Genomic DNA, 21,639 nt, shown 5'->3' on the forward strand with positions numbered 1-21,639 from the left:
TTCAGCGGAGCGGCTTGCCCGAATCCTTCCAGCGGTCGAGGATCTGCGACTCTCCCGGCAGCGAAGCCGGCGCGGCGACAGGCGGCGTGTAGCCGTTGGTCGGCATCCCGCTTTGTGCATAGGCCGGCTGAATTGCTGTCGGAGCCGTGCGCGGTGCGGGTGGTACGGCGGCCGCCGCGGCCATAGTGACGGCGGGCATTTCCGCGCGGGGATGCGGGCCGGGCAGCGGTTCACCGCCGCGATAGACTTGCCGGAATGCCGCCGGCGTGCCCCAATAGCCTTGCCAGCGATGGAAAAAATGCGCGCCGATCGCAGCGGTCATTACCAGGCTGCGGTTCCACGACGGTGTCACCGCATAAGTGTGGTAATGCGTCGCCATGCCGACCGGGGCGTAGACGAAGCCGTTCAGCGCCTGCGCCGCGACGCGCATCGCGCGGTTCCAATATGCCTTGGCGGGAATGCGCGCCATCGAGCCGTCACAGGCATAGCTGAACTGGCATCCGGTGGTGCGTTCCGACCCCTGATAGATCACGCCGCACACTGTTGCGGGAAAGGCGGGATGGCGCACGCGGTTGAGGATCACCTGTGCGACCGCTTGCTGCCCGGCATCGGGCTCGGAGGCGGCCTCGTAATAGATCGCGGCAGTCAGGCATTCCAGCGCGCGACCGCGATCGGTGGCGCTGGCGGAATGCATCGAGAAAGGCAAGGCGGGCCGGATCGACGTGTCGGCGGCAAGCGACGCAGCCTCGGGCGGCAACGGCAGATCGGGCAATGTGGCGGTGCCGGTCGCGCCCTTGGCCGGTGCGGCATTCTCATCGGCGACATAGAGATAGGCGGCGCCGGGGAAATGATCCTCGGCTTCATAGCCGATCGCGCGCGGCGCGGCGATGACGGGCTGGCCGCTATGCTCGACGATCGCGCGTAGCGCCGCTTGCGCCGACACGCCGGCAAAGACCAGCGCAACGATCCCCGCGACGCCGAGCTTGCCCAGCCGCCGCATCCGGAACCAGTTCCTGATCAAGTCCAGCGTCAAGCGGTCGCGCCCCTGGCCCATGCCGACTCAGCCCTTGAGTCCGCCTGTGCCCGCATAGCGTGAAGGGGCTTAACAGGATGCCCCCCATTTCGCCGCGTCCCACGACGAAACAGTTGATAGTTAACGTAATCTTTCGGGGCGATGTCCCGAGAAACCCGTTCGCCCTGGCTTGTCGAAGCGCTGTTCCACTTTCTCGACCGCAGAAAGAAAAGAACGATGCTTCGACACGCTCAGCACGAACGGAGACGGAGAGTTAAATCTCGCCTAGCGCTTCTTGCGCGACCGGGTCGCGTAGAGCAGCGCAGCCACCAGCGCGGCCGAACCGATACCGATGCTGATCGGCCCGATCGGCCAATTGCCACTGCTATCGCGCTTCGCCACGCTGGCATCGGCGGCGGCGCGTGCGCGCTTTGCCTCATGCGCTGCCGCTTCGATCTCGTTCATTTCGGGTACGCTCTCGTCACTCACGCCATCATCCTTCACGTCGCACTCTTGTTATAATCCGCCCTGAACCCATCGGCGAAACTCTTCAGCCGCCCTTCAACGATCGCTGCGCGCAAATCGCCCATCAGCGCCTGATAGAAATACAGGTTATGCTCAGTCATCAGCATTGCGCCAAGGATTTCGCCCGCCCGCACCAGGTGATGAAGATAGGCCCGGCTCCAGGTCTTGCATACCGGGCAGCCGCAAGCCGGGTCGAGCGGTCCCATATCCTCGCTGAACTTCGCGTTGCGGATGTTGATCGGCCCCTGGCGCGTAAAGGCCTGGCCGGTGCGGCCCGAGCGCGTCGGCAGCACGCAATCGAACATGTCGATGCCGCGTTCGACCGCGCCGACAATGTCGTCGGGCTTGCCCACGCCCATCAGGTAACGCGGCTTGTCCTCGGGCAATTGGCCGGGCGCGAAATCGAGACAGGCGAACATCGCTTCCTGGCCTTCGCCCACCGCCAGCCCGCCGACCGCATAGCCGTCGAAGCCGATTTCGATCAGTGCGCCGGCGCTCTCGCCGCGCAGCCGCGGATCGAGTGCGCCCTGCTGGATGCCGAACAGCGCGGCGCTCTCGGCATGCTCGCCGCCGGCGTCGAAGGCGTCGCGGCTACGCTTCGCCCAGCGCATCGAGCGCGCCATCGCCGCCGCCTGAACCTCGCGGGTCGACGTGGTCGGGACCAGCTCGTCGAACGCCATGACGATGTCGGAGCCGAGCAGCCGCTGGATCTCGATCGAGCGTTCCGGGCTGAGCGTGTGGCGCGTGCCGTCGAGATGGCTCTTGAAGGTTACGCCATCCTCGCTCCGCGTGGTCAGGTCGGACAGGCTCATCACCTGATAGCCGCCCGAATCGGTCAGGATCGGCCGGTCCCAACCCATGAAGCCATGCAGACCGCCAAGCCGCGCCATCCGTTCCGCGCCGGGGCGCAGCATCAGGTGATAGGTGTTGCCGAGAATGATGTCGGCGCCGCTGGCACGCACATCGGCGGGTTTGACCGCCTTGACCGTCGCGGCGGTACCGACCGGCATGAAGGCGGGCGTGCGGATCGTGCCGCGCCGCATCGCGATCTCGCCGCTGCGCGCCTTGCCGTCGGTGGCGTGGATGGTGAAGTCGAAACGGGGTTTAGTCATCGGGGGAAAATCGGTCCAATAAGGTCATGAACAAGGCGTCGGCGGCCACCTTCGCCGTGTCGCTGGTACGGCGATCGCGCCGCGGGTTCGCCGCCAGTGCATATTCGGTTTCGATGAACGCCGCGATCTCGGCCGGAATGACCGCCGCGCCGCGTTCCCGGGTCTCGGCCTTGCGCGCGATCAGGTCGGCAGTGATCGCGGCAACATCGGCGGGCGGATCGCCCTCCGCCATCAATGTCGGGAAATGCATCGGCGGCAGGGCGCGATCGTGCAACCGGCCCCAGCGCAAGGCCGCCGCGGGGCGCAGCGCATAGAAGAGCTTCTTGCCGGAGGTGATTCTCGCGCCGTGCACGCCCCATTGCTGCAGTCCGAGATGGAGGTAATGGCTCTGTACCGCATCGGCGGGCATGTGCTTGATCGCAAAGGCGTCGAGCGCGTCGCGAAATTCCCGGTCGCCGCGATAGACGATCGGCGAGCGCAGCCACTCGACCGCCACCGCATTCCCCTTGACCATCAGCCGCAGCGCCTTGGCAAGATCCCAGCCATTGGCATCAAGCACGGCGTCGAGCGGCGTTTCGATGACGTCGCGTTTCGGCCATAACGCCAGATAATCCCGTCGCCTGCGGACATAGATGAAGCGGCAGTCATAGTCGCTGTCGGGCGACGCGAAGCCCCAGGCGCGGCTGCCGCTCTCGATCACCAGCGGCAGCGATACGCGCTCGTCGCGCGCGACCGAATCGAGCCTTGCGTCGATCGCCACGACGGTGGCGGCATCGAAAGTGTCGGGGATCGAGCGCATCTAGGCGACGGGCAGGGGCGCAGGCTGTTCGCCAAGCAGCAATTGCAGCACCTCAGCAGGTGTTTCGAACATCGCTTCGGGCGCAAGCCGGGCCAGCGCGGCGCGGTTGGCATAGCCCCACATCACCGCGCCGGCCTTGATCCCGACCTTGTGCGCGGCGGAGATGTCGCGTGTCTCGTCGCCGATCGAGAAGACCTGATCGGGCGACAGCTTCGCGCGGCGCAATACCTTGCGGTAGCGCGGGGCCTTGCCGAACAGCGATGCGCCGCATTCGAAATGCTCGATATGATCGGTGATCTCGCGGCCGAGGATGGCGCAGGCATTATGTTGCGAGTTCGAGGTGACCAGAGCGAGTCGGATGCCGGCGGCGACCAGGGCCTCGATCATCGGCCTGACGCCCTCGAACAACGGGATCCGGTCCGTCTCCTCGGCAAGTCGCGCATGAACGAACCGCCCGATCGCCGGCAACCGCCACCGCGGCACGCCCAGGTAACGGATCACTTCACGGCTCGACTGGCCGCGCAGCATCTCGATTTCCTCGGGCGGCACGCGGCGGAAGCGGAAGCGGTCGGCGAGTTCGTCGGAGATCGACAGGAACCAGTCGCCGCTGTCCGCAAGCGTTCCATCGAAATCGAAGATCACCATCTTGTAGCGCGACGCGGTCATCAGGCTCGATACCGCCGCCATCGCCGGCCCGCAATCGGGCCCGGGCCGATCCTGCTCACCGTCGTGGCTTGCCGCCGCGCTTGCCATGCTCGCCGCCCGGGCCACCCTGATCGCGGAACCCGCTTTTGATGGTCAGCAATTCCGCGCGCGTCGCCACGCCGTCCTTGTCGACATCGAACCGTGCGAACAGCTTGGCGAACTGCGCCTGCATCTCGGCCAGGGTGATGCGGTTGTCATTATCGGCATCGACCGTGAACGGGCTGGGCAGGGCATTTCGGTCGCCCAGCCATTTCAGCGCCCAGTCGCTATAGGCGATATAGCCGATCGATCCGCTCGCCGCCCCCTCGGTGCCGGCAAAGGTTTTCGCCACGCATGCGGTCAGCTCGGCGGCCGTCACGCGCGCGTCGCCATCCGCGTCGCAGGCGGCGATCATCAGCGCAACCGGCTCGGCGACGATCGTCGCGGCGGGCTGACCGGGACCAGGTGGCGCGGTGGCGATGGGCTGGGCAGTGGTGGTCGGCGCGGGGGACTGCTGCGCGGCGGCGGGCATCGCCATCATGGCAGCGGCGAGAATCAGGCGGCGCATCGGCATCCTTTCAGGGCTGCGTCGCCCTTGGTCATCGCAGCGATAGCCCCATTCCGGCGGTGATGGCGATAGATTGTTGGCGATGTCCCGGGCGATTGGCCGGCCCTCAGCTCTTGGGCGTCACCCACACTTCGACCGGTGCGACGAACTTGCCCGGCGCAGGCTTGCCGACATGGACGCGGTCGGCGGTGACGAGCTCGCCGCTCTCGAGGTTGAACGAGGCCCAGGGCTTGGGCATGCGCCCGAAGGTCATGCGCTGGATGGGCTGTCCGGTGGACGTATTCATGATGGTGGCGATGATGCTCATCGCGTGCCGATAGCGGGGCGGGCACGGCGGCGTCCAGATGATGGCGCTGGTTTTTTCACGGGCCCTGACCCTTGCCCGCCCGGCGGCGCGTCACCGAATTCCGGAAAGATATGCTCGATCGCCGCCTGCAGGTCGTCCGGCCCGGGGAGCAGGCCGAAATGATCCAATAGCCTGTTCACCAGTCTGGCCCGGTGCGGGCCGATGCCGGGCATGGTTTCCAGCCCGGGAAAGTCCGGATCGGCAAGCCTGTCCGCCAGGTCGCCGAGCGTTCGGTATCCCGATGCGGTGAGACGTTGCCGCAGGCCGGACGGCAGGGCGGACTGACTGACCGGCAAATCCCGGTCCGTTGCCTGGCGGTTCGCCGAAAACAGCCTGGTGCGTGACCCTTTTTCCCGCTTGAGCGTCCGACGGATATGCCCGAGTTGCCCGGAGGTGAGCCCGAGCTGGCGACCGATTTGCCGATAGGGCGTGCCGGAAGCACGCAAGTCACGCGCTTGCTCCAGGTTCAGGATCGCCTGTTCGGCCTGACTGAGCATGGGTGACCGGCATCCTGTTGGCAGCGAAGAAACATGGCGTTGGCCGGGTTCAGACATTCACGGTGGAAGGACCGTTCGCCGGCTGGCGCAAGAAGCGTAGCAATACGCGTTATCCCAAGCGAGCGGCGTTCGGCCAGCGACCACGTCCTAGTGGCGGATCGGGTGCCGGGCCCTGCCGTCATCGGCGCAACAGGGGCGCGGTTGGTGCTGGACATGTCAAAGAGCGGGCAGCGGTATTCAGGTGCCGATTGGGGGTGTCCTGGCAGCGAGAAGGGCGGGTTTGAATCGGGGGCGCCATTACCTCAGAGCCGCGGTGATTTGGCGCCAGCGATTTTCGACCCAAATTCCCGCAGCCACGGGAAGGGCTGCGGGAATCCGCTTTTTCGAGGGCTCTGCGGGAATCTGCGGGAAAATCTGCGGGAAAACCGGCGCGGCCGCACGGGAATTTTGCGAGCGCTCTGCGGGAAAAACGGGAAGTGTCCGGGGAGATTCATGGATTGCTCGATTCAGGGCGGCTCGATTCAGCTCTCTGGTCGAAGGGGGTACCGGTGCCGCGAGACCTGCGCGGTAGAACAGGAATGACGATGTCGGAGAGCGATTTGAATCGGGCCGAACCATTTCCGGCAGCGGCCAGTGCGGAGTCACGCCACCAAATCATGGACCATGGCAATCACGGATCCGCACGTTGCATGACTGTCCGCCCTAATGAGCGCCAATACCAACCAAGTATCGTCAAATAGCCTGACGGTACTGGAGCGGCGTCATGGAGAGAACGCGTCGGAAGGCGGCGCCCATATGTGACTGGTGAGAAAAGCCGCTTGCAAAGGCAATTTCGCTCAAGGATCGCGCGGGGTGTCCCCCGATCAACCGGCGCGCGCGCTGGACGCGGCACTCACGCACGAACTCGCTGGGGGAGAGACCTGTCACCCGTCGAAAAACCCGCAGAAAGGCGACTTGGGACAAGCCCAGCGTCGTTGCGATGTCCGACAACCTGAAACGCTCGCTGCCCAGATTATCCTGGATGATTTCCAATCCAATGGAGACAAGGTGATGGTCTTCAGCCTGGCTGAGGTATCTGCCCTTGGAGGGCAGGCTTTCGTGGATCGCCATCATCACCTGCAGGGCGAGCTCCTCCAATTGGTTTTCATCGTCCTGGCCGATCAGAAGCGCTGAACGGATCGCCTGCGCGATAACCCAAATTCCATAATTGCTGCCCCGAAGGATATGATCGACCATCGGAGAAAAGTCGTCCACCAGGCTATGGTCGTATCGTATCACCAGATATTCGCCGCCCAATTCGGACTCCGAGAACATGTCGACACCGGCCGGAATACAGCAATAAGTTCCCGGCAAGCGGTCAAAGTCTCGATACTTGTCGGAGGCGATGCTGTGCACGCCGCGCTGCCGCTCATAGGACAATCCGAAGCTGGCCGCGGTCATTGGTTCGCTCGTGCGATATCCCTGGCCGGGCAACAGTTGAATCCCGATCGCCTGGCCATGCCAGTCAGCAACTCGCGGCGAGGTCCGGGGCTGAAATTCCATGATATACCCTACGAAACCGCCGCCATATCGATGCCGAACGCGACCCGCGACGCATAGCGCTTGATAAAAGGCAGCACCGTGAAATTATATATGGCTTGTATCGGCGGAGCAATCGAGGGGCTCAGCATAGAAGCCCATGATGTCTGCTTTCTGGCGGCGGAAGAGCTGAGCAGCGCGGCGGAAATGGCAAAGGCGCGATGGCCCGGAAAGCCGGCTTCCGCTCACCTCGATACCCTACGCGAAGTCTCGCACGTCGGGGGTTTTGAGATACGCCTGGCTGAAACGCCACCTTCTTCTCCCGCGATGGCGGACGACAGGTTGTTCTTCGTCAATATCGGTTTCTATCGCCAGGGAGCATTCGGAGAGTTCCACGACGTCAGCCTCGTCGTGGAAAAGAGCGCGGCGTTAGCGAGCGCCCGCGTACTGCAAACAGCCGGCCGGGATTTATTCCTCGCGCACAAGGACAATCTTTGGGCCGTCGATAATGTGCAGGGGGTGTCGCATGTCGATGGATACAGCGTTGTCGTTCAACCGTCCGACAGCAGCATCCGCGATTCCCTGTTCTATGGTCCATCATTGATCGCGTGGAATGAACAATGAGAATCATATCTCTTATCGTGGTTCTAGTTTCGTCCGCGATGCTGGCGACAAGTCCGGCCGCGGCGCGGGACGCGCATGCCAAACCGAAGGCCGTCATTCTGATCGGGATCGATGGTTTTCGCTGGGATATCCCGGACCGGTTCCATACCCCCAATATCGATATGCTGGCCAGGAGCGGCGTGCGGGCCGAGATGATCCCGGTCTGGCCTTCGCTGACATATCCAAACTTCTGGGCCATCGCGACTGGCCTCTATCCGGATCATAACGGCATAGTGGCGAACGAGATGTTCGATCCCGCAACGGGTCGAAGCTTCCGGGACGGGCCGTTCAACGACAGTCGCTGGTGGCGGGGGGAGCCCATTTGGGCGACGCTGGAGAAGCAGGGCGGCAAGACGGCGATATTGAGTTGGCTCGGCTCCGAAGCCACCCAGGGTGAGGGGCGGCCCACTTACGGCATGTCTTATGACCCGTTTTATGCGCGAATGCCGCTCAACGCGCGCGTCGACACTGTGATCGATCTCCTGACGCGCGGCGATGACAAGCGACCGGCGTTGCTGACGATCTACACCCCGCTGGTTGATGATGCGGAACATGCCCATGGCGCGGAATCGAACGAGACCCGGGACGCGGTCACGCAGGTTGACGCGATGGTCGGTTATCTCGTCGCGAGGCTCAAGGAGATTGGCGCGTTCGACACCACGGCGATCGTGATCGTGGCAGATCATGGGCACATGGACGTGCCTGCCGGCCATAATATCAATGTCGATGATCTGGTTGATCTGAACAGGTTGAACCGCGTCGCGCTGGGATCGGGCCCCGCGATGGCATTGTGGCCGCAGCATGGCTATGTCCCCACGCTGCCCCGCGATACCGACCATTTGCGCATGGTGGCCAAGGGCGACCTGCCAAAGCGTTTCCACAACAGCACCTCTGATCGCGCGCCGCCTTTTTTGCTGGTCGCGGATCCGGGGTATGTCCTCTGCGTCCGATCCGATCTTCGTTGCAACGCCATGCGAGGCATGCATGGCTACGACAATGCGATGCAGGATATGCATGCGTTCTTTCTCGCCGCTGGTCCGGGAATAACGAGTGGCGCCGAATTGAATTCTTTCGAGAATGTCGATGTATATTCCCTATTGTCTCATCTTTTGCGGATAAAGCCTGTCAAAACCGACGGTAGCATCGCCTCATTTTGCAGGGTGCTTATTCCGCGTCCGGATGGCTGTGGTGCTGTTCGATGACGGCGAGGGTTGTGCGCGGACCGTAGCGAGCGGCGAAGGCGGGTATTGGAAGCGCAATCGGCCACCTCCTGTCACGGCAGCAACAAACTCGCATCCCCATCAACTAATATAGGGACACAATACTAATTAGCCGGCGTCGCCGAATGACGGTACCAAGGGCCATGGCGCGCCTCGCGATCCCCGATGCCGCACATCACATGACGCAGGCTGCGTATCGCCCGCCCGGTGGGCAGGAGGGGGGCGAGCAATAGGAAGCGGACCGGTCGAGTGTTCAGCCTGCGGAAATGCAAGCGGAAGTCCAAGTTTAGTATTGTGTCCCCGAAATAAATTACGTGTTCAGCGCGATTTCCCAGGTTTCGCCCTGCTCGGGTTTGCCGAATTCATGGTGTATCTCGGTAGAGACAATGCGGAGTCCTGCATCGGCATAGATGCGGCGCGCGCTTTCCAGAATGGTATGAGTCCACAGGCGCAGCGACCCATATCCGGCTGCCCGCGCAAAGGTCAGGCAGCGCGCGACGAGGTCACCGCCGATGCCCATGCCGCGCGCCCAAGGCTCGACATAGAGCAATCGCAGCTGCGCGGCGCCATCGCCCGCATCGACGACGAACACCGACCCGGCCATCGTGCCCGCGCTTTCGGCGATCCAGCATTGCTCCCGCCCCGGCTGGAAATCGCGCAGGAAGCGGGAGGTTACCTCGCCCAGCAAGACCTCCATCGGCGCCCCCCAGCCATGGCTTTCGTGGTAAAGGATCGCCTGGCGCGCGGCGACCAGCCCCATGTCGCCGGTTTCGAATGTCCGCACGGTATAGCCGGCCGGCTCGGTATGGGAGAGCAGGTTGCGCGCGGTGTCGAGCGCGGTCACCAGCATGCGGCGATCGGCCGCGCCGAGTGATCCGACCCGGCTTTCGAGCAAGTCGTGCTGGCGTCGCTGAAGGTCGGCAAATATCGCTCGCCCCGCTTCGGTCAACTCGATCGGGCGGCGGCGGGCATCGTCGCTTCGACCGCGCGCGACCCAGCCGCGCTGTTCGAAGCGCCGGACGATGCGGCTGGCATAGCCGGCATCGAGCCCGAGTATCTGCTGCAGATCGACTGCCAGCGGGGCATCGCGCGTTGCGATCTCATACAATAACCGCGCCTCGGTCAGCGACATCGTGCTGTGGAGATAGTCCGCGCCGAGTACCCCGATGAAGCGGGTGTGAAAGCGGTTGAAGGCGCGCAGCGACTGAATCGTCGAGTCCATGTCGCAAGGATGCGGATAGTGGTTGACTCTGTCAACTATTATCCGCGCGGGCACAGGCTCCCGTCGTCTCGGCCGAACGGATCATGCGTTCAGGGCGACCGCTCGGGCGCATCGCGATCCCCAGAGCAGAGCGGAGGCGTTGAACCTGTGCGTTGAACGCGATGATTTCACCAGCCGAGGGGCCGACGCCGAGTGGCTCAGGGCGATCGGATGCCGCGGGACTATCTCAGCCGTTGACGGCTGGTTACGGCAGCAACAGGCCGGAATCACCATAGCTGTAAAAGCGATAGCCATTCTCGATCGCGTGCCGGTACGCCGCTTGCATCCGCTCGCGACCCATCAGCGCGCTGACCAGCATGAACAGGGTCGAGCGCGGCAAATGGAAATTGGTCATCAGCCCGTCCACGCCGCGAAAGCGGTAGCCCGGGGTGATGAAGATCGCCGTGTCGCCCTCGAACGGGCGGATCATGCCGTCTTCGCCGCTGGCGCTTTCGATCAGGCGCAGGCTGGTGGTGCCGACCGCGATCACCCGGCCACCGGCCGCGCGGACGGCATTGAGGCGGTCGGCCGTCGCGGCGTCGATGCGGCCCCATTCGGCGTGCATCCGGTGTTCCGCCGTATCGTCGACCTTGACCGGCAGGAAGGTGCCGGCGCCGACATGAAGGGTCAGCGTCGCCTGGCCAATGCCGGCATCGGCCAGCGCCGCCGTCAGCGCGGGCGTGAAGTGCAGCGCCGCCGTGGGTGCGGCGACCGCGCCTTTTTCGGCGGCGAACATGGTCTGGTAATCGTCCGCGTCGCGCGCATCGGCCTGGCGCCGGGCGGCGATATAGGGCGGTAGCGGCATACGCCCCGCGCGCTCGAGCAGGGCTTCGACCGGTTCGTCGCCGGCGAAGGTCAGCGCGAAACTGCCATCCTCGGCGCGGTCGGACGCGGTCGCCATGACGCCTTGGCCGAAATCGATCGCATCGCCGTCATGCAAGCGCTTCGCGTTGCGGATGAAGGCACGCCAGCGCCGTGGACCTTCGCGCTTATGCAGGGTCGCGCCGATCTTCGCCGCGCCACGCAGGCCTTCGAGCTGAGCGGGAATGACGCGCGTGTCGTTGAACACCAGCATGTCGCCGCGGCGTAGCTGCGCGGGCAAGTCGCCGACATGCAGGTCGCGCGTCGCCCCGTCAGGGCCGGCGCCGTCGAGCACCAGCAGGCGCGCGGCGTCGCGCGGTTCCGCCGGCCGCAGCGCAATGCGCTCCGGCGGCAATTCGAAATCGAACAGATCGACCTTCATGCCGTTCCCGCCAATCCGCCCCGTGCCGCCAATTTGCGACAGCGAGCGGCGCTTACTTCTTCTTTGCGGCCGGCTTTTTGGGGGTCGGCTTCGCGACGGGTTTCGTGCCGATCGTCGCAGTGCCCAACCCGGTTCCCGGCAGAGTCACTGGCGGACCCAGGGCAGCCGGGGCTTCCACCGGGGCTGGCGTATAGGCCGGAGGATTGTCCGCCGCGACATAAGCGTGGAGGATGCGCGAAGGATTCTGCGGCGGCTCGCCACGTTCGATCGTGTCGACATATTGCATGCCTTCGAGCACGCGGCCGAACACGGTATATTTCTTGTCGAGCGACAGGCGCGGCTGGAACACGATGAAGAACTGGCTGTTGGCGCTGTCTTCGGCTTTTTTCTTGGCGGCGGCATCGGCGCCTTCGGCGGCGCCTTCGCGTGCCGCCGCGACCGCGCCGCGTACATGCGGCAAGTAATTGAACTCGGCCGGCACGGCGGGCAGCGTCGATCCGCCGGTGCCGTTGCCTTTGGGGTCGCCGGTCTGGGCCATGAAGCCGTCAATCACGCGGTGGAACAGCAGGCCGTCATAGAAATGCTGGCGAGTCAGCGTCTTGATTCGCTCGACCATCTTGGGTGCGACGTCGGGGCGCAGCCAGATGATGACCCGGCCACCGGTCGACAGATCGAGATAGAGCAGGTTTTCCTTGTCGGTCGCGGACGCGGCGGGCGCACGCTGCACGAGCTGGACCATATCTTGCGCCACCGCAGGACCGGCGATCAGGACCGTCAAACACGCAATCAGGCTGGCAATCAAACGCATCATGGTCTCGCAACTATCGAGGGAATGGCCCTGCGTCTAAAGCAAATCCCGGGCCGCGCCAATCCGAACCTTGGGCCGGGTCTTCGCTATTTCAGGACCCCTTGCGGCCGATCTTTTCGACCCGGGCGACGACTTCGTCGCGCACGCGGGCGGGGACGAATTTATGGATGTCGCCGCCGAACAGGGCGATTTCCTTGACCAGCCGGCTGGCGATCGGCTGCAGCGAGACATCGGCCATCAGGAAAACCGTCTCGACGCGTGGATTGATCTGCTGATTCATTCCCGCCATCTGATATTCATATTCGAAATCGGCGACCGCGCGCAGGCCGCGCACGATGACTTTCGCACCCTCGCGCTCGGCAAAGTCCATCAGCAGCGAATCGAAGGCGACGACATGAATCTCGCCGCTGACATCGGCGACCTCGCGCTTGACCATTTCCATGCGTTCTTCGAGGCTGAACATCGGCGATTTGGACGGGTTGGTCGTCACGCCGATGACCAGCCGGTCGACCAGCTTCGCGCCGCGCCGGATGATGTCCATATGCCCCAGGGTGACGGGGTCGAAAGTGCCGGGATAGACGCCGGTGCGAATGGTCATGCTGTCGTCCCCCGAATTCAGCGATCGCGGTCCATCACGAAGCGGGCGATGTCGCGCAACAAATCGGCTTCGGCGCCAAAGCCCTGCAAATGTTCGACCGCCTGGTCGACCAGCATGCGCGCCTGCGCGCGCGCGCGGTCGAGGCCGAGCAGCGACAGGAAGGTCTCCTTGCCCGCCGCGGCGTCCTTGCCGAGCTTCTTGCCCGCCGCCGCTTCATCGCCCTCGACATCGAGGATATCGTCGGCGATCTGGAAGGCGAGGCCGAGATCGCGGGCATAGCCGCGCAAGGAGGTGCGCTGTTCGGGCGGTAGCCTGCCGAGAATCGCACCGGCCTCAACTGAACAGGCGATCAGCGCGCCGGTCTTCATTGCCTGTAAGCGGGTGACGGTCGGCAAATCGAAGCTCGATTTCTCCGCCTCCAGGTCCATCATCTGCCCGCCCGCCATGCCATTCGGGCCGGACGCGCGCGACAGGTCGAGCATCAGCTCGACGCGGACATGCGGGTCGCCATGCGTGGCGATGTCGGCAAGAATCTCGAACGCCAGCGCATGGAGGCAATCACCGGCGAGGATCGCCGTCGCTTCGCCGAACATCTTGTGCGCGGTGGGCTTGCCGCGGCGCATATCGTCATCGTCCATCGCCGGCAGATCGTCATGGATCAGCGAATAGACATGGATGCATTCGATCGCGAGGCCGGCGCGCCCGGCACAGTCGCGGTCGACACCGAATAATTGCGCCGTCGCCATGGTCAGCAACGGCCGCAACCTCTTGCCGCCGCCGATCGCGGCATGACGCATCGCGCGGTACAGATCGGCGCGCGGATCGTCGGGGATGGCCAGCAACGCATCGAAGCGCCGGTCGATATCGGTTGCGACATCGCCCAGCGCGGCCTGCAGCGTCAGGGAGGGGGCGTTCACGCGCTCAGCCGGCGGCAAAGTTTGTGGTGCCTGTCGGCCGGCCTTCGCCGTCGAGCCGGATCGCCTCGATCCGCGCCTGCGCCGCGTCGAGCCGCTCCTTGCAGCGCTGCCGCAGCTGATCGCCGCGCTCATAGAGGCGGATCGCCTCGTCGAGCGGCGCGTCGCCGCTTTCCAGCCGCGAGACGATCGTCTCCAGCTCCCTGAGCGCCGCCTCGAACGACAATTCTTCGATCGGATTATCCATGCCGCCGCTATGCGGCAGGCGGGCGAGGAGGGTCAAGGACGGCGGTTGGCCAAAACGCGGCTTTTCTCCGGCCTGCCCATTTTAAGCGGGAAAGCAACGTCACCAGCTTCGTTGTCACGACACATCACAGGAGCGCGCGCGTGTTCACCAGCATCAACCCAGCGACCGGCGAGGCCGGCGATTCCTTTGCCGAACTGACCAGCGACGAAATCGAAATCAGGGTGCAGTGCGCGCATGACGCGTTCCGGTCATGGCGCAAGACCGATCATGCGACGCGCACGGCGCTGCTCTCCGCGATCGCCGATCAGTTCGATGCCAACAAGCGCCGCCTGGCCGAAATCGCGGTGCGGGAAATGGGCAAGACGTTGAAATCCGCGCTCGCCGAGGTTGAGAAATGCGTGGCGGGCTTTCGCTATTATGCGCAGCGGGGCCCCGAAATGCTTGGCTCGCACCGCATCACCACTGCGGCCGGCACGACCACCGCGCGGTGGTTGCCGATCGGGCCGGTGCTGGCGGTGATGCCGTGGAATTTCCCGTATTGGCAGGTGGTGCGCTTCCTTGCGCCGACGATCATGGCGGGCAATGTCGGGCTGCTGAAACACGCCTCGAGCGTGCAGGGCGTCGCAGCGGCGATCGAGGAGATGGTGGTCGCGGCAGGCGCGCCGGCCGGGGTGTTCCAGAATCTGGCGATCAAATCGGGCCAGGTCGATGCGCTGATCGCCGACGACCGAATCGTCGCGGTCACACTGACCGGCAGCGAAGGGGCGGGGATGAAAGTCGCCGAGGCGGCGGGCCGGGCGCTGAAGAAGGTCGTGCTCGAACTGGGCGGGTCGGACCCGTTCATCGTCATGCCGTCGGCCGACCTCGACACAGCGGTGAAGACGGCGGTGACCGCACGCATCCAGAACACCGGCCAGTCGTGTATTTGCGCCAAACGCATGATCGTCCATGCCGATATCTATGACGCGTTCCTGGAGAAATTCGTCGCTGGCATGGCAGCGGTCAAGGCGGGCGATCCGATGGACGCGGCCACCGATATGGGCCCGTTGTCGAGCGAGGAGCAGCGCCGGACCGTGCTCGACCAGATCCGCATGATCGAGGCCCAGGGAGGCAGGCTGATCGTCGGCGGCGAAGCCCTGCCGGGTAAGGGCGCTTATATGTCCGCCGGTATCCTGGTCGACGTGCCGATCGGCCATGCCGTTGCGCGGGAGGAATTATTCGGCCCCGTCGCGATGCTGTTCAAGGCCGCCGATCTCGATGCCGCCATCGCGCTTGCCAATGATGTGCCGTTCGGCCTGGGGTCTTCGGTCTGGACCAACGATTCGGCCGAACGCGAGCGCTTCGAACGCGATATCGAAGCGGGCATGACCGCGGTGAACCAGATGCTCGCGAGCAGCCCGGAAGCGCCGTTCGGCGGGATCAAGCGATCGGGTCATGGCCGTGAGCTTGGCCCTTATGGCCTGCACGAGTTCATGAACCTGAAGACGGTGGTCGGATAGGCCGCCTCAGGCGACCGGCGTGTGGCGCCTGAACTTGTCCGCTGTGGCCATGAAGGTTGCCACGCCCCGGGTGGAGGGGCCCTGCCGCCACCCCGGGGTATCGGCAAACACCGCGGCATGTTCGGGATTGGCATAGATCACCACCACGCGTCCGGTCGTCCGGCTTAACGCGCCCTCCAGCCGGTTCCTGACCATGTTCATCACCGTCGCGTTGAAGGGGTTGTAGAAATAGGCGACGATATCATGTCCGTCGGGCATGAACGCCGCCGCATCGGCGCCGATCACCTGGACGGGCGGCATGCCGGAATGCTGGCTCGCAAAACGCGCGATATTGTCGCGCGCGATTTCGCACAGTCGCCCGGAAAGTTCGATGCCGGAAACCCGCGCAAAGCCCATCTCCATCGCGAGCATCATCGCCCGGCCCTTGCCGGCACCATAATCGATGAAATGATGGACGGCCGGATCGATACCCAAGGCCATGACCGGATCGAGCAGCATTGCCGCGCTGCTCGGATCGTAGCGATTGCATTGTTCGATCCGCGATAGATCGATGCCCAGGTCGTGAACGCTCACGCCGCGGCTGGTGTCGGTGCCCCAGCGCCGGTCGAACGCGAGATCGACAGCGCGGCGGCGGCGCTGTTCGTGCGACAGGGCGGCGATGGCGTGGTGGATATTCTTCCCGATCAGCCGTGCGATTTCGCCCGGGTGACGGTTACGGAGCCGCGATAAAACTGCTTGCATTGCATGGCGTTTCCCTCGGTCCCGAAGCAGTCATATAGCCTGTCTTGCCGTCAAAAGATGCTTAAAACGACACTAACGCCAATGGTTAAGGTCCGGGAACGACGAGCGTGCCGGTCTGGGACAGATATGGTCATCGTAAAGACTGGTGCCACGCGGCCGATTTTACTTCGGGCGAGGCCGCGGAATCGCATTACTTTACCGTAATTCTATTACCATTGTTTTTGATACAAATAGAGATACTTCGTTGCTGTTATCGATAGCAGTATGGATTTGATCCAGGCTATTGAAGCGGCGTGATAATTGTGCCGCGAAAAGCCAACATAACAACGCGGAACAGCGGGAAAATCCGCGCGCTCAGACGCCTTCGGCAAGGACCTCGGCGATCAGGTCTTTGCGGCTGAGTTTGCCGATCATCGTCTTGGGCATGGTCAGCCGGATCACCACCTCATCGACGCGTTCGTGCCGCCCGAGTTGCGGGTTGAGCCAGTCGCGCAAGTCCTCCCCGGTCGCGGCGTTGCCGTCGGTCAGCGTGACATAGGCGCGCGGCTGTTCGCCGCGATAGGCGTCGGGCAGGCCGATCACCAATGCCTCCTTCACCGCCGGATTGCGGTAGAGGATATTCTCGATCTGGCTCGGAAAGACCTTGAAGCCGCTGACCGCGATCATGTCCTTCAGTCGGTCGACGATGCGGATGAAGCCGTCGGGGTCGATCGTGCCGACGTCACCGGTGCGCAGCCAGCGCGTGCCGGCCGCGTCGGTTACGAACACATCGGCATCGGCGTCGGGCTTGCCCCAATAGCCTTTCAGAATCTGCGGCCCGGATACCACCAACTCACCCGGTTCGCCCTCGGGCGCGGGCTGGTTCGGGTCGCCCTTGTCGACCAGGCGCACATTGGTGGCGGGCAGCGGCTGGCCGATCGTCCCTGGCTTGCCCTCATTCTCATAGGGGTTGGCTGAGACCACGCCGGAACTTTCCGAGAGGCCATAGCCCTCGACCACGGTCGCACCCGTGGCCGCCTCGAACTTCGCCTTCAGTTCGGCCGACAGCGGTGCGCCGCCCGAGATGCAGATGCGCAGCGAGGTGAAGTCGGTCTGGCCGATCTTCGGATTATCGAGCAGCGCCTGGTACATGGTCGGCACGCCGGGCAGGGCGGTCGCCTTGGTGCGGTGGATCGCGGCGAGCACTTGCCCCGCATCGAAGCGCGGCAGCATCACGATGCAACCGCCATTGAGCACGGTGCGGTTGAGCACGCAGGTATTGGCGAAGACGTGGAACAGCGGCAGCACGCCGAGAATACGGTCGACCGCGCCGGGATGCGGGTCGAGCCCCATCACTTGCCGGGCATTGGCCGACAGATTCTGGTGCGTCAGCATCGCGCCCTTGGGCGTGCCGGTGGTGCCGCCGGTATATTGGATCAGCGCGACATGATCGACCGGATCGATCTCCACCGGGTCATGCCGGCCGTCATTGTCGATCAGCTTGGAAAACGCGATGATGCGCGGATCGTCGGGCCGCTTGGTCGTCTCCTTGCCCTTGAACAGGCGGTAGAGCAACGACTTTGCCGGTGGCAGCGCGCCTGCGACCGATCCGACCACCAGCCGTTCGAGGCCGCTCTGGTCGAGCACTTTCAGCGCGGTCGGCAGCACCGCGCTGGCCGAGACGGTGAACAACATGCGCGTGCCCGAATCCGCGACCTGGTGCGCCAGTTCGTCGACGGTGTAGAGCGGCGAGAAATTGACCACCGTCGCGCCGATCTTGAGGATGCCGTAATAGGCGGCGACATAATGCGGCACATTGGGCAGGAAGAGCCCGATCCGGTCGCCCGGCCCATAACCCAGCGCGATCAGCCCGGCGGCGACGCGGTTGGCGCCATCCAGCGTCTCGGCATAGCTGTAATGCCGGCCGAGGAAATCGACCAGCGGCGCATCACCCGCCAGCGCCGCGGCACGGTCGAACAGTTCGACCATCGAGAGTGGCGGGAACGCCGTGTCCCAGCGGGTGGGATGACGATAGGCGTTGGTCCAGGCGCTGACAGGGTCGTTCATTGACATTGGTGTAAGCAGCGGTTTCCTGCCGCGCAAGCGCGAGAATGTCTTGTCGTCCGGACGGCAACATTAAAACACACTCAGCCCGCGAACCGTTTGGTCCAGGTGATCAGCACCGACACGGCGAACAGCCCGACATCGACTGCCGCCTGCACGCGATGCGGCGAACGATCGGCCTGATCATGGGTGATGATGCGAATATCTGCCGAGGGATGACGCACGGCGATTACGAACAGCAATGCCACAACGACAGCCATGGCAATACGACGATCGCGCATCGGCGCGGTCCTTCTCGTTAAATTGCCCCTGTGCTTGCTCCGGTAGCGAATCGGCGGCGTAACGGCAAGCGTATCCAGGCCATAACGGCCCTTTTATGCGGCTGCGCGCACCCGGTCGCGGCCCGCTGCCTTGGCTTCGAACAACGCGCGGTCCGCGGCGCGATACAGTGCTTTCCAGTCGATCTCGCGCGCGAGCGGGCCGTTGCAAACCCCGATGCTGGCGGTCACCGCGAGGTCGAACGGCATCCGGCCGCTACGGAATCCGCTAAGGATGGCTTCGGGTTCGATCGGACGGTTGCAGGCCGTCACCACGGCGAATTCCTCGCCGCCGATCCGGGCGACCAGGGCTTCGGCGTTCGCCGATGCGCGCAGGATGCGGGCGACCACGCGGAGCACTTCATCACCGCCGTCATGCCCGATCGTGTCGTTGACTCGCTTGAAGTTGTCGATGTCGATCAACAGCAGCGATTGATTGCCCTGGCGGCCGATCGCTCGTTGCAGAAAGGCCCGGCGGTTGAGAAGCCCGGTCAGGGGATCGGTATCGGCGAGCAGCCGCGCGGCGATCTCCTGTTCGCGCGCCTCGTCACGTTCGCGACTGATTAGCAGGATGCGATAGGCGATCGCCAATGATGACAGGACCGCCTCGACCGCCATTGAGACGATCGTCGAATTATCGAGCCAGAAATTATAGGGCAGAAAATTGAGATTATACGCCGTGCGCGCCGCCGCGAGCGCGATCGGCACCGACCAGGCGACGACGAACAGCCACAGGAACGGGCTCTTGTGTCGCCATGCGCTGTACAGGATCGGGATGATCGACAGGATCAGCACCGCGAAGCCGAAGGTGAAAAGCAGGTCGAAGACGTGCAGCCCCCATGGCGCAAGCAGCGCAATGCCGAGCGAGGGCAGGGCGACCGCCAATGAAGCGATGAGGATCAGCGCGCGCAGGCGCGCCGTCATCACGCCTTCTTCGAAGAAATGCCCGAGGAACGCGATTGCCGACACGCCGATGATCGACAGGGAAACATAGTTGATGCGCAGCCGCGCGGTGTTGGCGATGTCGGGCAGGGCCCAGCCAAGCGCGCCTGACGATGAAAAGGCATAGAGCAGTAGCCCGATCAACATCAGGCAGTACAGCGGCAGGTAATTTTGCCGCAGCGCGCGGGTCAGCCCGAGATTGTAAAGCAGCAAGGCCAGGCACAGCCCACCGAACCCGCCATAGAGCGCGGCCATGATGGTGTTCGACAATGCGGCTTCGCTGCCGGTGGCGATCGTTGGCGCGATCAAGATGCCGCGCATGTTGATGCTGCCTTCGACGTGCCACAACAGCCGCACGACGGGCACGTCACGGCGCGGCAGCCAGCGCTGGACGATCGCACCCAGCTGGATATTGCGCGTGGCGGCGTGGACGTCGGTCTGGATCGACGCGACCTTGTTATCGGCATAGACCGCATAGAGCGTCATGCTCTTCTGCCAGACGCTCAACACGCGAACGCCGAGGCGTTGCCCCTTGCCGTCAAAATCGAGCGGCTCGCTGATCGCCCAATAATCGCCCGGTCCGAACCTGGCCTGTGGCGTCTTGCAATCGAACTTGCCCGGCGTGCGGATCAATGCCGCCGCGGTCATCCCCGGCGCGGCGCGCAGGACGCAGACGGTAACGGGCTTTCCGACCGTGCCGGCCTGAGCATAAGCAGGCGCGGCCGTGGCGACCAATGTCGCCAGGCAGGCACCTATCAGCGCCAAGAGATTGAAAAACCACGCCCGAAGCATGGGCACTCTGTAGATCAGATATGCCAAACAGAAGGTAAAGACGCCGCGATCGGCGCCCTATCGACAGGCCATGACCGGTGACGAGCGCGCGGTCAGCCCTTGACCCAGCCGATCGCCGGATCGTTCATATCGACGGCCTCTCCCAGCTCCCAGACTTGCCGATACCCATAGCCGACCAGATTGACGAAGGTCTGGATATTGAGCGCCAATGGCCGCGCCTTGGTCATCACCGGTGCGATATTGTTGCGGAAATTATTGTTGCAATAGATGTAGATCGGCCGATTCACGTCGGGCCCGATGACGCGCGCCAGGCTTTCGGCAGTGAAATCCGGCAGCGGCAGATTGACCGCACCGGCGATATGGCCTTGCCGGAACGCCTCGGCCGACCGCGCATCGAGCAGCAGCGCGCCGGCGGCGGCGGCGTGGCGCTTGAAGTCGTTGACCGGGAGCAGCCGTTCGGCGCGGTAGGAGCGGACATCCCTGGTCAGTTCGACAAAGCCGTCATAGTCGATCAGCGGATTGACGGGGGCCGGCGCTTCTTTTGCGGTGACGGGCATTGCGACACTCAGTCCAGCCATGGCCATCAGGACGATCAAAGATGTTCGCATGTTACCCGCTCCCGATCCGTTGTTGGTTGGGGGATGCATGGCGGCATCTTGACCGTTGCTGAATGACCGGAAAGTCCTTCTTCCTTTACCTGTCCGTATACGGGACAGCTCTTGCCCGACGTCTTGTGTTTTGCCGTCGTCGCGTGCCTATTGTTAACCATCCTGTCCGTCAGGGAGATGCACATGGTACGGGAATTGTTGTTCGCTGCCGCAGTGGTGACCCTGTCCGGCACCGCTCATGCGGATTGGGACGATCGCTACGAAACCCGGCAAATCGTGGTGGCCGCAGCCGATCTCGATCTGTCGACCAGTGCCGGCATCGCCGAACTCTATCGGCGGGTCGATCGTGCGGTGAACCGCATTTGCGGTAGCGACCGGGTGTGCCGCGACGAAGCATGGGAGAGTACCGAAGATCAGGCTCAGGCGGCGATCGACCATGATAAATGGATGCGCCGTCTGGCGTACGAGCGCCTGGCGCAGTTGCGCGCCTGTGGCCGGCAAGGCTGCGCGCCGCAGCCGGCCCGGACCCGGTATGCGCCAGCCTATCCGGCCCCGCCTGTGACATATTCCGTGTCACCCGGCACGATCGTCACGGTCGTGATCCGATCCTCGGGGCCCGTCTATTACCGCCGATAGCAAAAGGGCCGGACTTTCGGCCGGCCCTTCGCATGTCGTGATGGAG

General features: G+C 63.9%; 24 protein-coding genes. 4 read left to right on the top strand and 20 right to left on the bottom strand.

All coding sequences use genetic code 11. From position 1 onward, the window contains the following. Position 1: 1 nt before the first annotated feature. The 9 genes from OO12_RS04130 to OO12_RS04170 all read right to left on the bottom strand — a co-directional run bounded on the left by OO12_RS04130 (position 2) and on the right by OO12_RS04170 (position 7,085). Positions 2-1,033: a cell wall hydrolase gene (locus OO12_RS04130; protein ID WP_235364676.1), complete on the bottom strand. Its 1,032-nt coding sequence runs from the start codon at positions 1,031-1,033 to the stop codon at positions 2-4. 264 nt (positions 1,034-1,297) lie between these two features. Next, positions 1,298-1,501, bottom strand: a complete 204-nt coding sequence (locus OO12_RS04135; RefSeq protein ID WP_235364677.1) for a hypothetical protein — start codon at positions 1,499-1,501, stop codon at positions 1,298-1,300. An 11-nt stretch (positions 1,502-1,512) separates the two neighbouring features. Beyond that, the gene (tgt, locus tag OO12_RS04140; RefSeq protein WP_034157384.1) at positions 1,513-2,649 is read right to left on the bottom strand and encodes a tRNA guanosine(34) transglycosylase Tgt; all 1,137 of its coding nucleotides are present in this window, start codon (positions 2,647-2,649) and stop codon (positions 1,513-1,515) included. Beyond that, positions 2,642-3,448, bottom strand: a complete 807-nt coding sequence (locus tag OO12_RS04145; protein ID WP_052215527.1) for a nucleotidyltransferase domain-containing protein — start codon at positions 3,446-3,448, stop codon at positions 2,642-2,644. The genes tgt and OO12_RS04145 overlap by 8 nt, the downstream gene beginning before the upstream one ends. Continuing rightward, positions 3,449-4,201, bottom strand: coding sequence for an HAD hydrolase-like protein (locus OO12_RS04150; RefSeq protein WP_235364678.1), 753 nt, complete (start codon positions 4,199-4,201; stop codon positions 3,449-3,451). Continuing rightward, positions 4,170-4,700 carry a calcium-binding protein gene (locus OO12_RS04155; protein WP_052215571.1) on the bottom strand — a complete coding sequence of 177 codons (531 nt, stop codon included), beginning with the start codon at positions 4,698-4,700 and terminating at the stop codon, positions 4,170-4,172. Before OO12_RS04155 ends, OO12_RS04150 begins: the two co-directional genes overlap by 32 nt. Positions 4,701-4,806: 106 nt before the next feature. Beyond that, positions 4,807-5,007: a hypothetical protein gene (locus OO12_RS04160; protein WP_082006328.1), complete on the bottom strand. Its 201-nt coding sequence runs from the start codon at positions 5,005-5,007 to the stop codon at positions 4,807-4,809. Next, on the bottom strand, positions 5,004-5,543 hold the full coding sequence (locus OO12_RS04165) for a hypothetical protein (protein ID WP_034157385.1): 540 nt from the start codon (positions 5,541-5,543) through the stop codon (positions 5,004-5,006). The genes OO12_RS04160 and OO12_RS04165 overlap by 4 nt, the downstream gene beginning before the upstream one ends. A 732-nt stretch (positions 5,544-6,275) precedes the next feature. Then, positions 6,276-7,085: an AraC family transcriptional regulator gene (locus OO12_RS04170; RefSeq protein ID WP_052215528.1), complete on the bottom strand. Its 810-nt coding sequence runs from the start codon at positions 7,083-7,085 to the stop codon at positions 6,276-6,278. A 78-nt stretch (positions 7,086-7,163) separates the two neighbouring features. On the opposite strand from OO12_RS04170, the gene OO12_RS27385 reads away from it, so the two are divergent. Together OO12_RS27385 and OO12_RS04180 are read left to right on the top strand one after the other, a co-directional pair. Next, the gene (locus OO12_RS27385; protein ID WP_235364679.1) at positions 7,164-7,685 is read left to right on the top strand and encodes a DUF1543 domain-containing protein; all 522 of its coding nucleotides are present in this window, start codon (positions 7,164-7,166) and stop codon (positions 7,683-7,685) included. Next, positions 7,682-8,926 carry an alkaline phosphatase family protein gene (locus OO12_RS04180; RefSeq protein WP_082006330.1) on the top strand — a complete coding sequence of 415 codons (1,245 nt, stop codon included), beginning with the start codon at positions 7,682-7,684 and terminating at the stop codon, positions 8,924-8,926. Before OO12_RS27385 ends, OO12_RS04180 begins: the two co-directional genes overlap by 4 nt. 328 nt (positions 8,927-9,254) lie before the next feature. Here the strand turns inward: OO12_RS04180 and OO12_RS04185 are convergent, their stop codons facing one another. From OO12_RS04185 to OO12_RS04210, 6 genes are all read right to left on the bottom strand, one after another. After that, positions 9,255-10,166, bottom strand: coding sequence for a bifunctional helix-turn-helix transcriptional regulator/GNAT family N-acetyltransferase (locus OO12_RS04185; RefSeq protein WP_034157387.1), 912 nt, complete (start codon positions 10,164-10,166; stop codon positions 9,255-9,257). Between the two features lie 244 nt (positions 10,167-10,410). Then, a complete protein-coding gene (gene queA, locus OO12_RS04190) occupies positions 10,411-11,448 on the bottom strand; it encodes a tRNA preQ1(34) S-adenosylmethionine ribosyltransferase-isomerase QueA (RefSeq protein WP_034157388.1) in 1,038 nt (345 codons plus the stop codon). 52 nt (positions 11,449-11,500) lie between these two features. Continuing rightward, complete coding sequence (locus OO12_RS04195) at positions 11,501-12,256, bottom strand: peptidylprolyl isomerase (RefSeq protein ID WP_082006356.1); 756 nt, start codon at positions 12,254-12,256, stop codon at positions 11,501-11,503. A gap of 91 nt (positions 12,257-12,347) precedes the next feature. Further along, a complete protein-coding gene (gene coaD / locus OO12_RS04200; RefSeq protein WP_200887384.1) occupies positions 12,348-12,848 on the bottom strand; it encodes a pantetheine-phosphate adenylyltransferase in 501 nt (166 codons plus the stop codon). Positions 12,849-12,871: 23 nt separating this feature from the next. Next, on the bottom strand, positions 12,872-13,771 hold the full coding sequence (locus OO12_RS04205; RefSeq protein WP_034157390.1) for a polyprenyl synthetase family protein: 900 nt from the start codon (positions 13,769-13,771) through the stop codon (positions 12,872-12,874). A 4-nt stretch (positions 13,772-13,775) separates the two neighbouring features. Further along, positions 13,776-14,015 (bottom strand): exodeoxyribonuclease VII small subunit, encoded by a 240-nt coding sequence (locus OO12_RS04210; protein WP_034157391.1) that lies wholly within the window; start codon positions 14,013-14,015, stop codon positions 13,776-13,778. Positions 14,016-14,155: 140 nt separating this feature from the next. On the opposite strand from OO12_RS04210, the gene OO12_RS04215 reads away from it, so the two are divergent. Next, entirely contained in the window at positions 14,156-15,514 is a 1,359-nt protein-coding gene (locus tag OO12_RS04215; RefSeq protein ID WP_034157392.1) for an NAD-dependent succinate-semialdehyde dehydrogenase, read from the top strand. A gap of 6 nt (positions 15,515-15,520) precedes the next feature. On the opposite strand, the gene OO12_RS04220 is transcribed toward OO12_RS04215, so the two are convergent. From OO12_RS04220 to OO12_RS04240, 5 genes are all read right to left on the bottom strand, one after another. After that, on the bottom strand, positions 15,521-16,255 hold the full coding sequence (locus OO12_RS04220) for a class I SAM-dependent methyltransferase (protein WP_034157393.1): 735 nt from the start codon (positions 16,253-16,255) through the stop codon (positions 15,521-15,523). 354 nt (positions 16,256-16,609) lie between these two features. Continuing rightward, complete coding sequence (locus OO12_RS04225; protein WP_034157394.1) at positions 16,610-18,301, bottom strand: AMP-binding protein; 1,692 nt, start codon at positions 18,299-18,301, stop codon at positions 16,610-16,612. An 80-nt stretch (positions 18,302-18,381) separates the two neighbouring features. Further along, positions 18,382-18,579: a hypothetical protein gene (locus OO12_RS04230; RefSeq protein ID WP_034157395.1), complete on the bottom strand. Its 198-nt coding sequence runs from the start codon at positions 18,577-18,579 to the stop codon at positions 18,382-18,384. A gap of 93 nt (positions 18,580-18,672) precedes the next feature. After that, complete coding sequence (locus OO12_RS04235) at positions 18,673-20,322, bottom strand: GGDEF domain-containing protein (RefSeq protein ID WP_235364680.1); 1,650 nt, start codon at positions 20,320-20,322, stop codon at positions 18,673-18,675. Positions 20,323-20,441: 119 nt separating this feature from the next. Then, complete coding sequence (locus OO12_RS04240; protein ID WP_034157397.1) at positions 20,442-20,957, bottom strand: rhodanese-like domain-containing protein; 516 nt, start codon at positions 20,955-20,957, stop codon at positions 20,442-20,444. Between the two features lie 183 nt (positions 20,958-21,140). On the opposite strand from OO12_RS04240, the gene OO12_RS04245 reads away from it, so the two are divergent. Continuing rightward, complete coding sequence (locus OO12_RS04245; RefSeq protein ID WP_034157398.1) at positions 21,141-21,593, top strand: UrcA family protein; 453 nt, start codon at positions 21,141-21,143, stop codon at positions 21,591-21,593. Positions 21,594-21,639 lie beyond the last annotated feature (46 nt).

Origin of the sequence: Sphingomonas sp. ERG5, from assembly GCF_000803065.1 — a bacterium.
Classification (GTDB): domain Bacteria; phylum Pseudomonadota; class Alphaproteobacteria; order Sphingomonadales; family Sphingomonadaceae; genus Sphingomonas.

Excerpts from the sequence above, each read along its gene's own strand:
- OO12_RS04160 (WP_082006328.1), bottom strand. The coding sequence starts at position 5,007 with ATGAGCATCATCGCCACCATCATGAATACGTCCACCGGACAGCCCATC.
- OO12_RS04245 (WP_034157398.1), top strand. The coding sequence starts at position 21,141 with ATGGTACGGGAATTGTTGTTCGCTGCCGCAGTGGTGACCCTGTCCGGC.
- OO12_RS04185 (WP_034157387.1), bottom strand. The coding sequence starts at position 10,166 with ATGGACTCGACGATTCAGTCGCTGCGCGCCTTCAACCGCTTTCACACC.
- OO12_RS04195 (WP_082006356.1), bottom strand. The coding sequence starts at position 12,256 with ATGCGTTTGATTGCCAGCCTGATTGCGTGTTTGACGGTCCTGATCGCC.
- OO12_RS04155 (WP_052215571.1), bottom strand. The coding sequence starts at position 4,700 with ATGCGCCGCCTGATTCTCGCCGCTGCCATGATGGCGATGCCCGCCGCC.
- tgt (WP_034157384.1), bottom strand. The coding sequence starts at position 2,649 with ATGACTAAACCCCGTTTCGACTTCACCATCCACGCCACCGACGGCAAG.
- OO12_RS04220 (WP_034157393.1), bottom strand. The coding sequence starts at position 16,255 with ATGCAAGCAGTTTTATCGCGGCTCCGTAACCGTCACCCGGGCGAAATC.
- OO12_RS04150 (WP_235364678.1), bottom strand. The coding sequence starts at position 4,201 with ATGGCAAGCGCGGCGGCAAGCCACGACGGTGAGCAGGATCGGCCCGGG.
- OO12_RS04165 (WP_034157385.1), bottom strand. The coding sequence starts at position 5,543 with ATGCTCAGTCAGGCCGAACAGGCGATCCTGAACCTGGAGCAAGCGCGT.
- OO12_RS04180 (WP_082006330.1), top strand. The coding sequence starts at position 7,682 with ATGAGAATCATATCTCTTATCGTGGTTCTAGTTTCGTCCGCGATGCTG.
- OO12_RS04170 (WP_052215528.1), bottom strand. The coding sequence starts at position 7,085 with ATGGAATTTCAGCCCCGGACCTCGCCGCGAGTTGCTGACTGGCATGGC.
- OO12_RS04145 (WP_052215527.1), bottom strand. The coding sequence starts at position 3,448 with ATGCGCTCGATCCCCGACACTTTCGATGCCGCCACCGTCGTGGCGATC.
- OO12_RS04230 (WP_034157395.1), bottom strand. The coding sequence starts at position 18,579 with ATGCGCGATCGTCGTATTGCCATGGCTGTCGTTGTGGCATTGCTGTTC.
- OO12_RS04225 (WP_034157394.1), bottom strand. The coding sequence starts at position 18,301 with ATGAACGACCCTGTCAGCGCCTGGACCAACGCCTATCGTCATCCCACC.
- queA (WP_034157388.1), bottom strand. The coding sequence starts at position 11,448 with ATGAAGGTCGATCTGTTCGATTTCGAATTGCCGCCGGAGCGCATTGCG.
- OO12_RS04240 (WP_034157397.1), bottom strand. The coding sequence starts at position 20,957 with ATGCGAACATCTTTGATCGTCCTGATGGCCATGGCTGGACTGAGTGTC.
- OO12_RS04210 (WP_034157391.1), bottom strand. The coding sequence starts at position 14,015 with ATGGATAATCCGATCGAAGAATTGTCGTTCGAGGCGGCGCTCAGGGAG.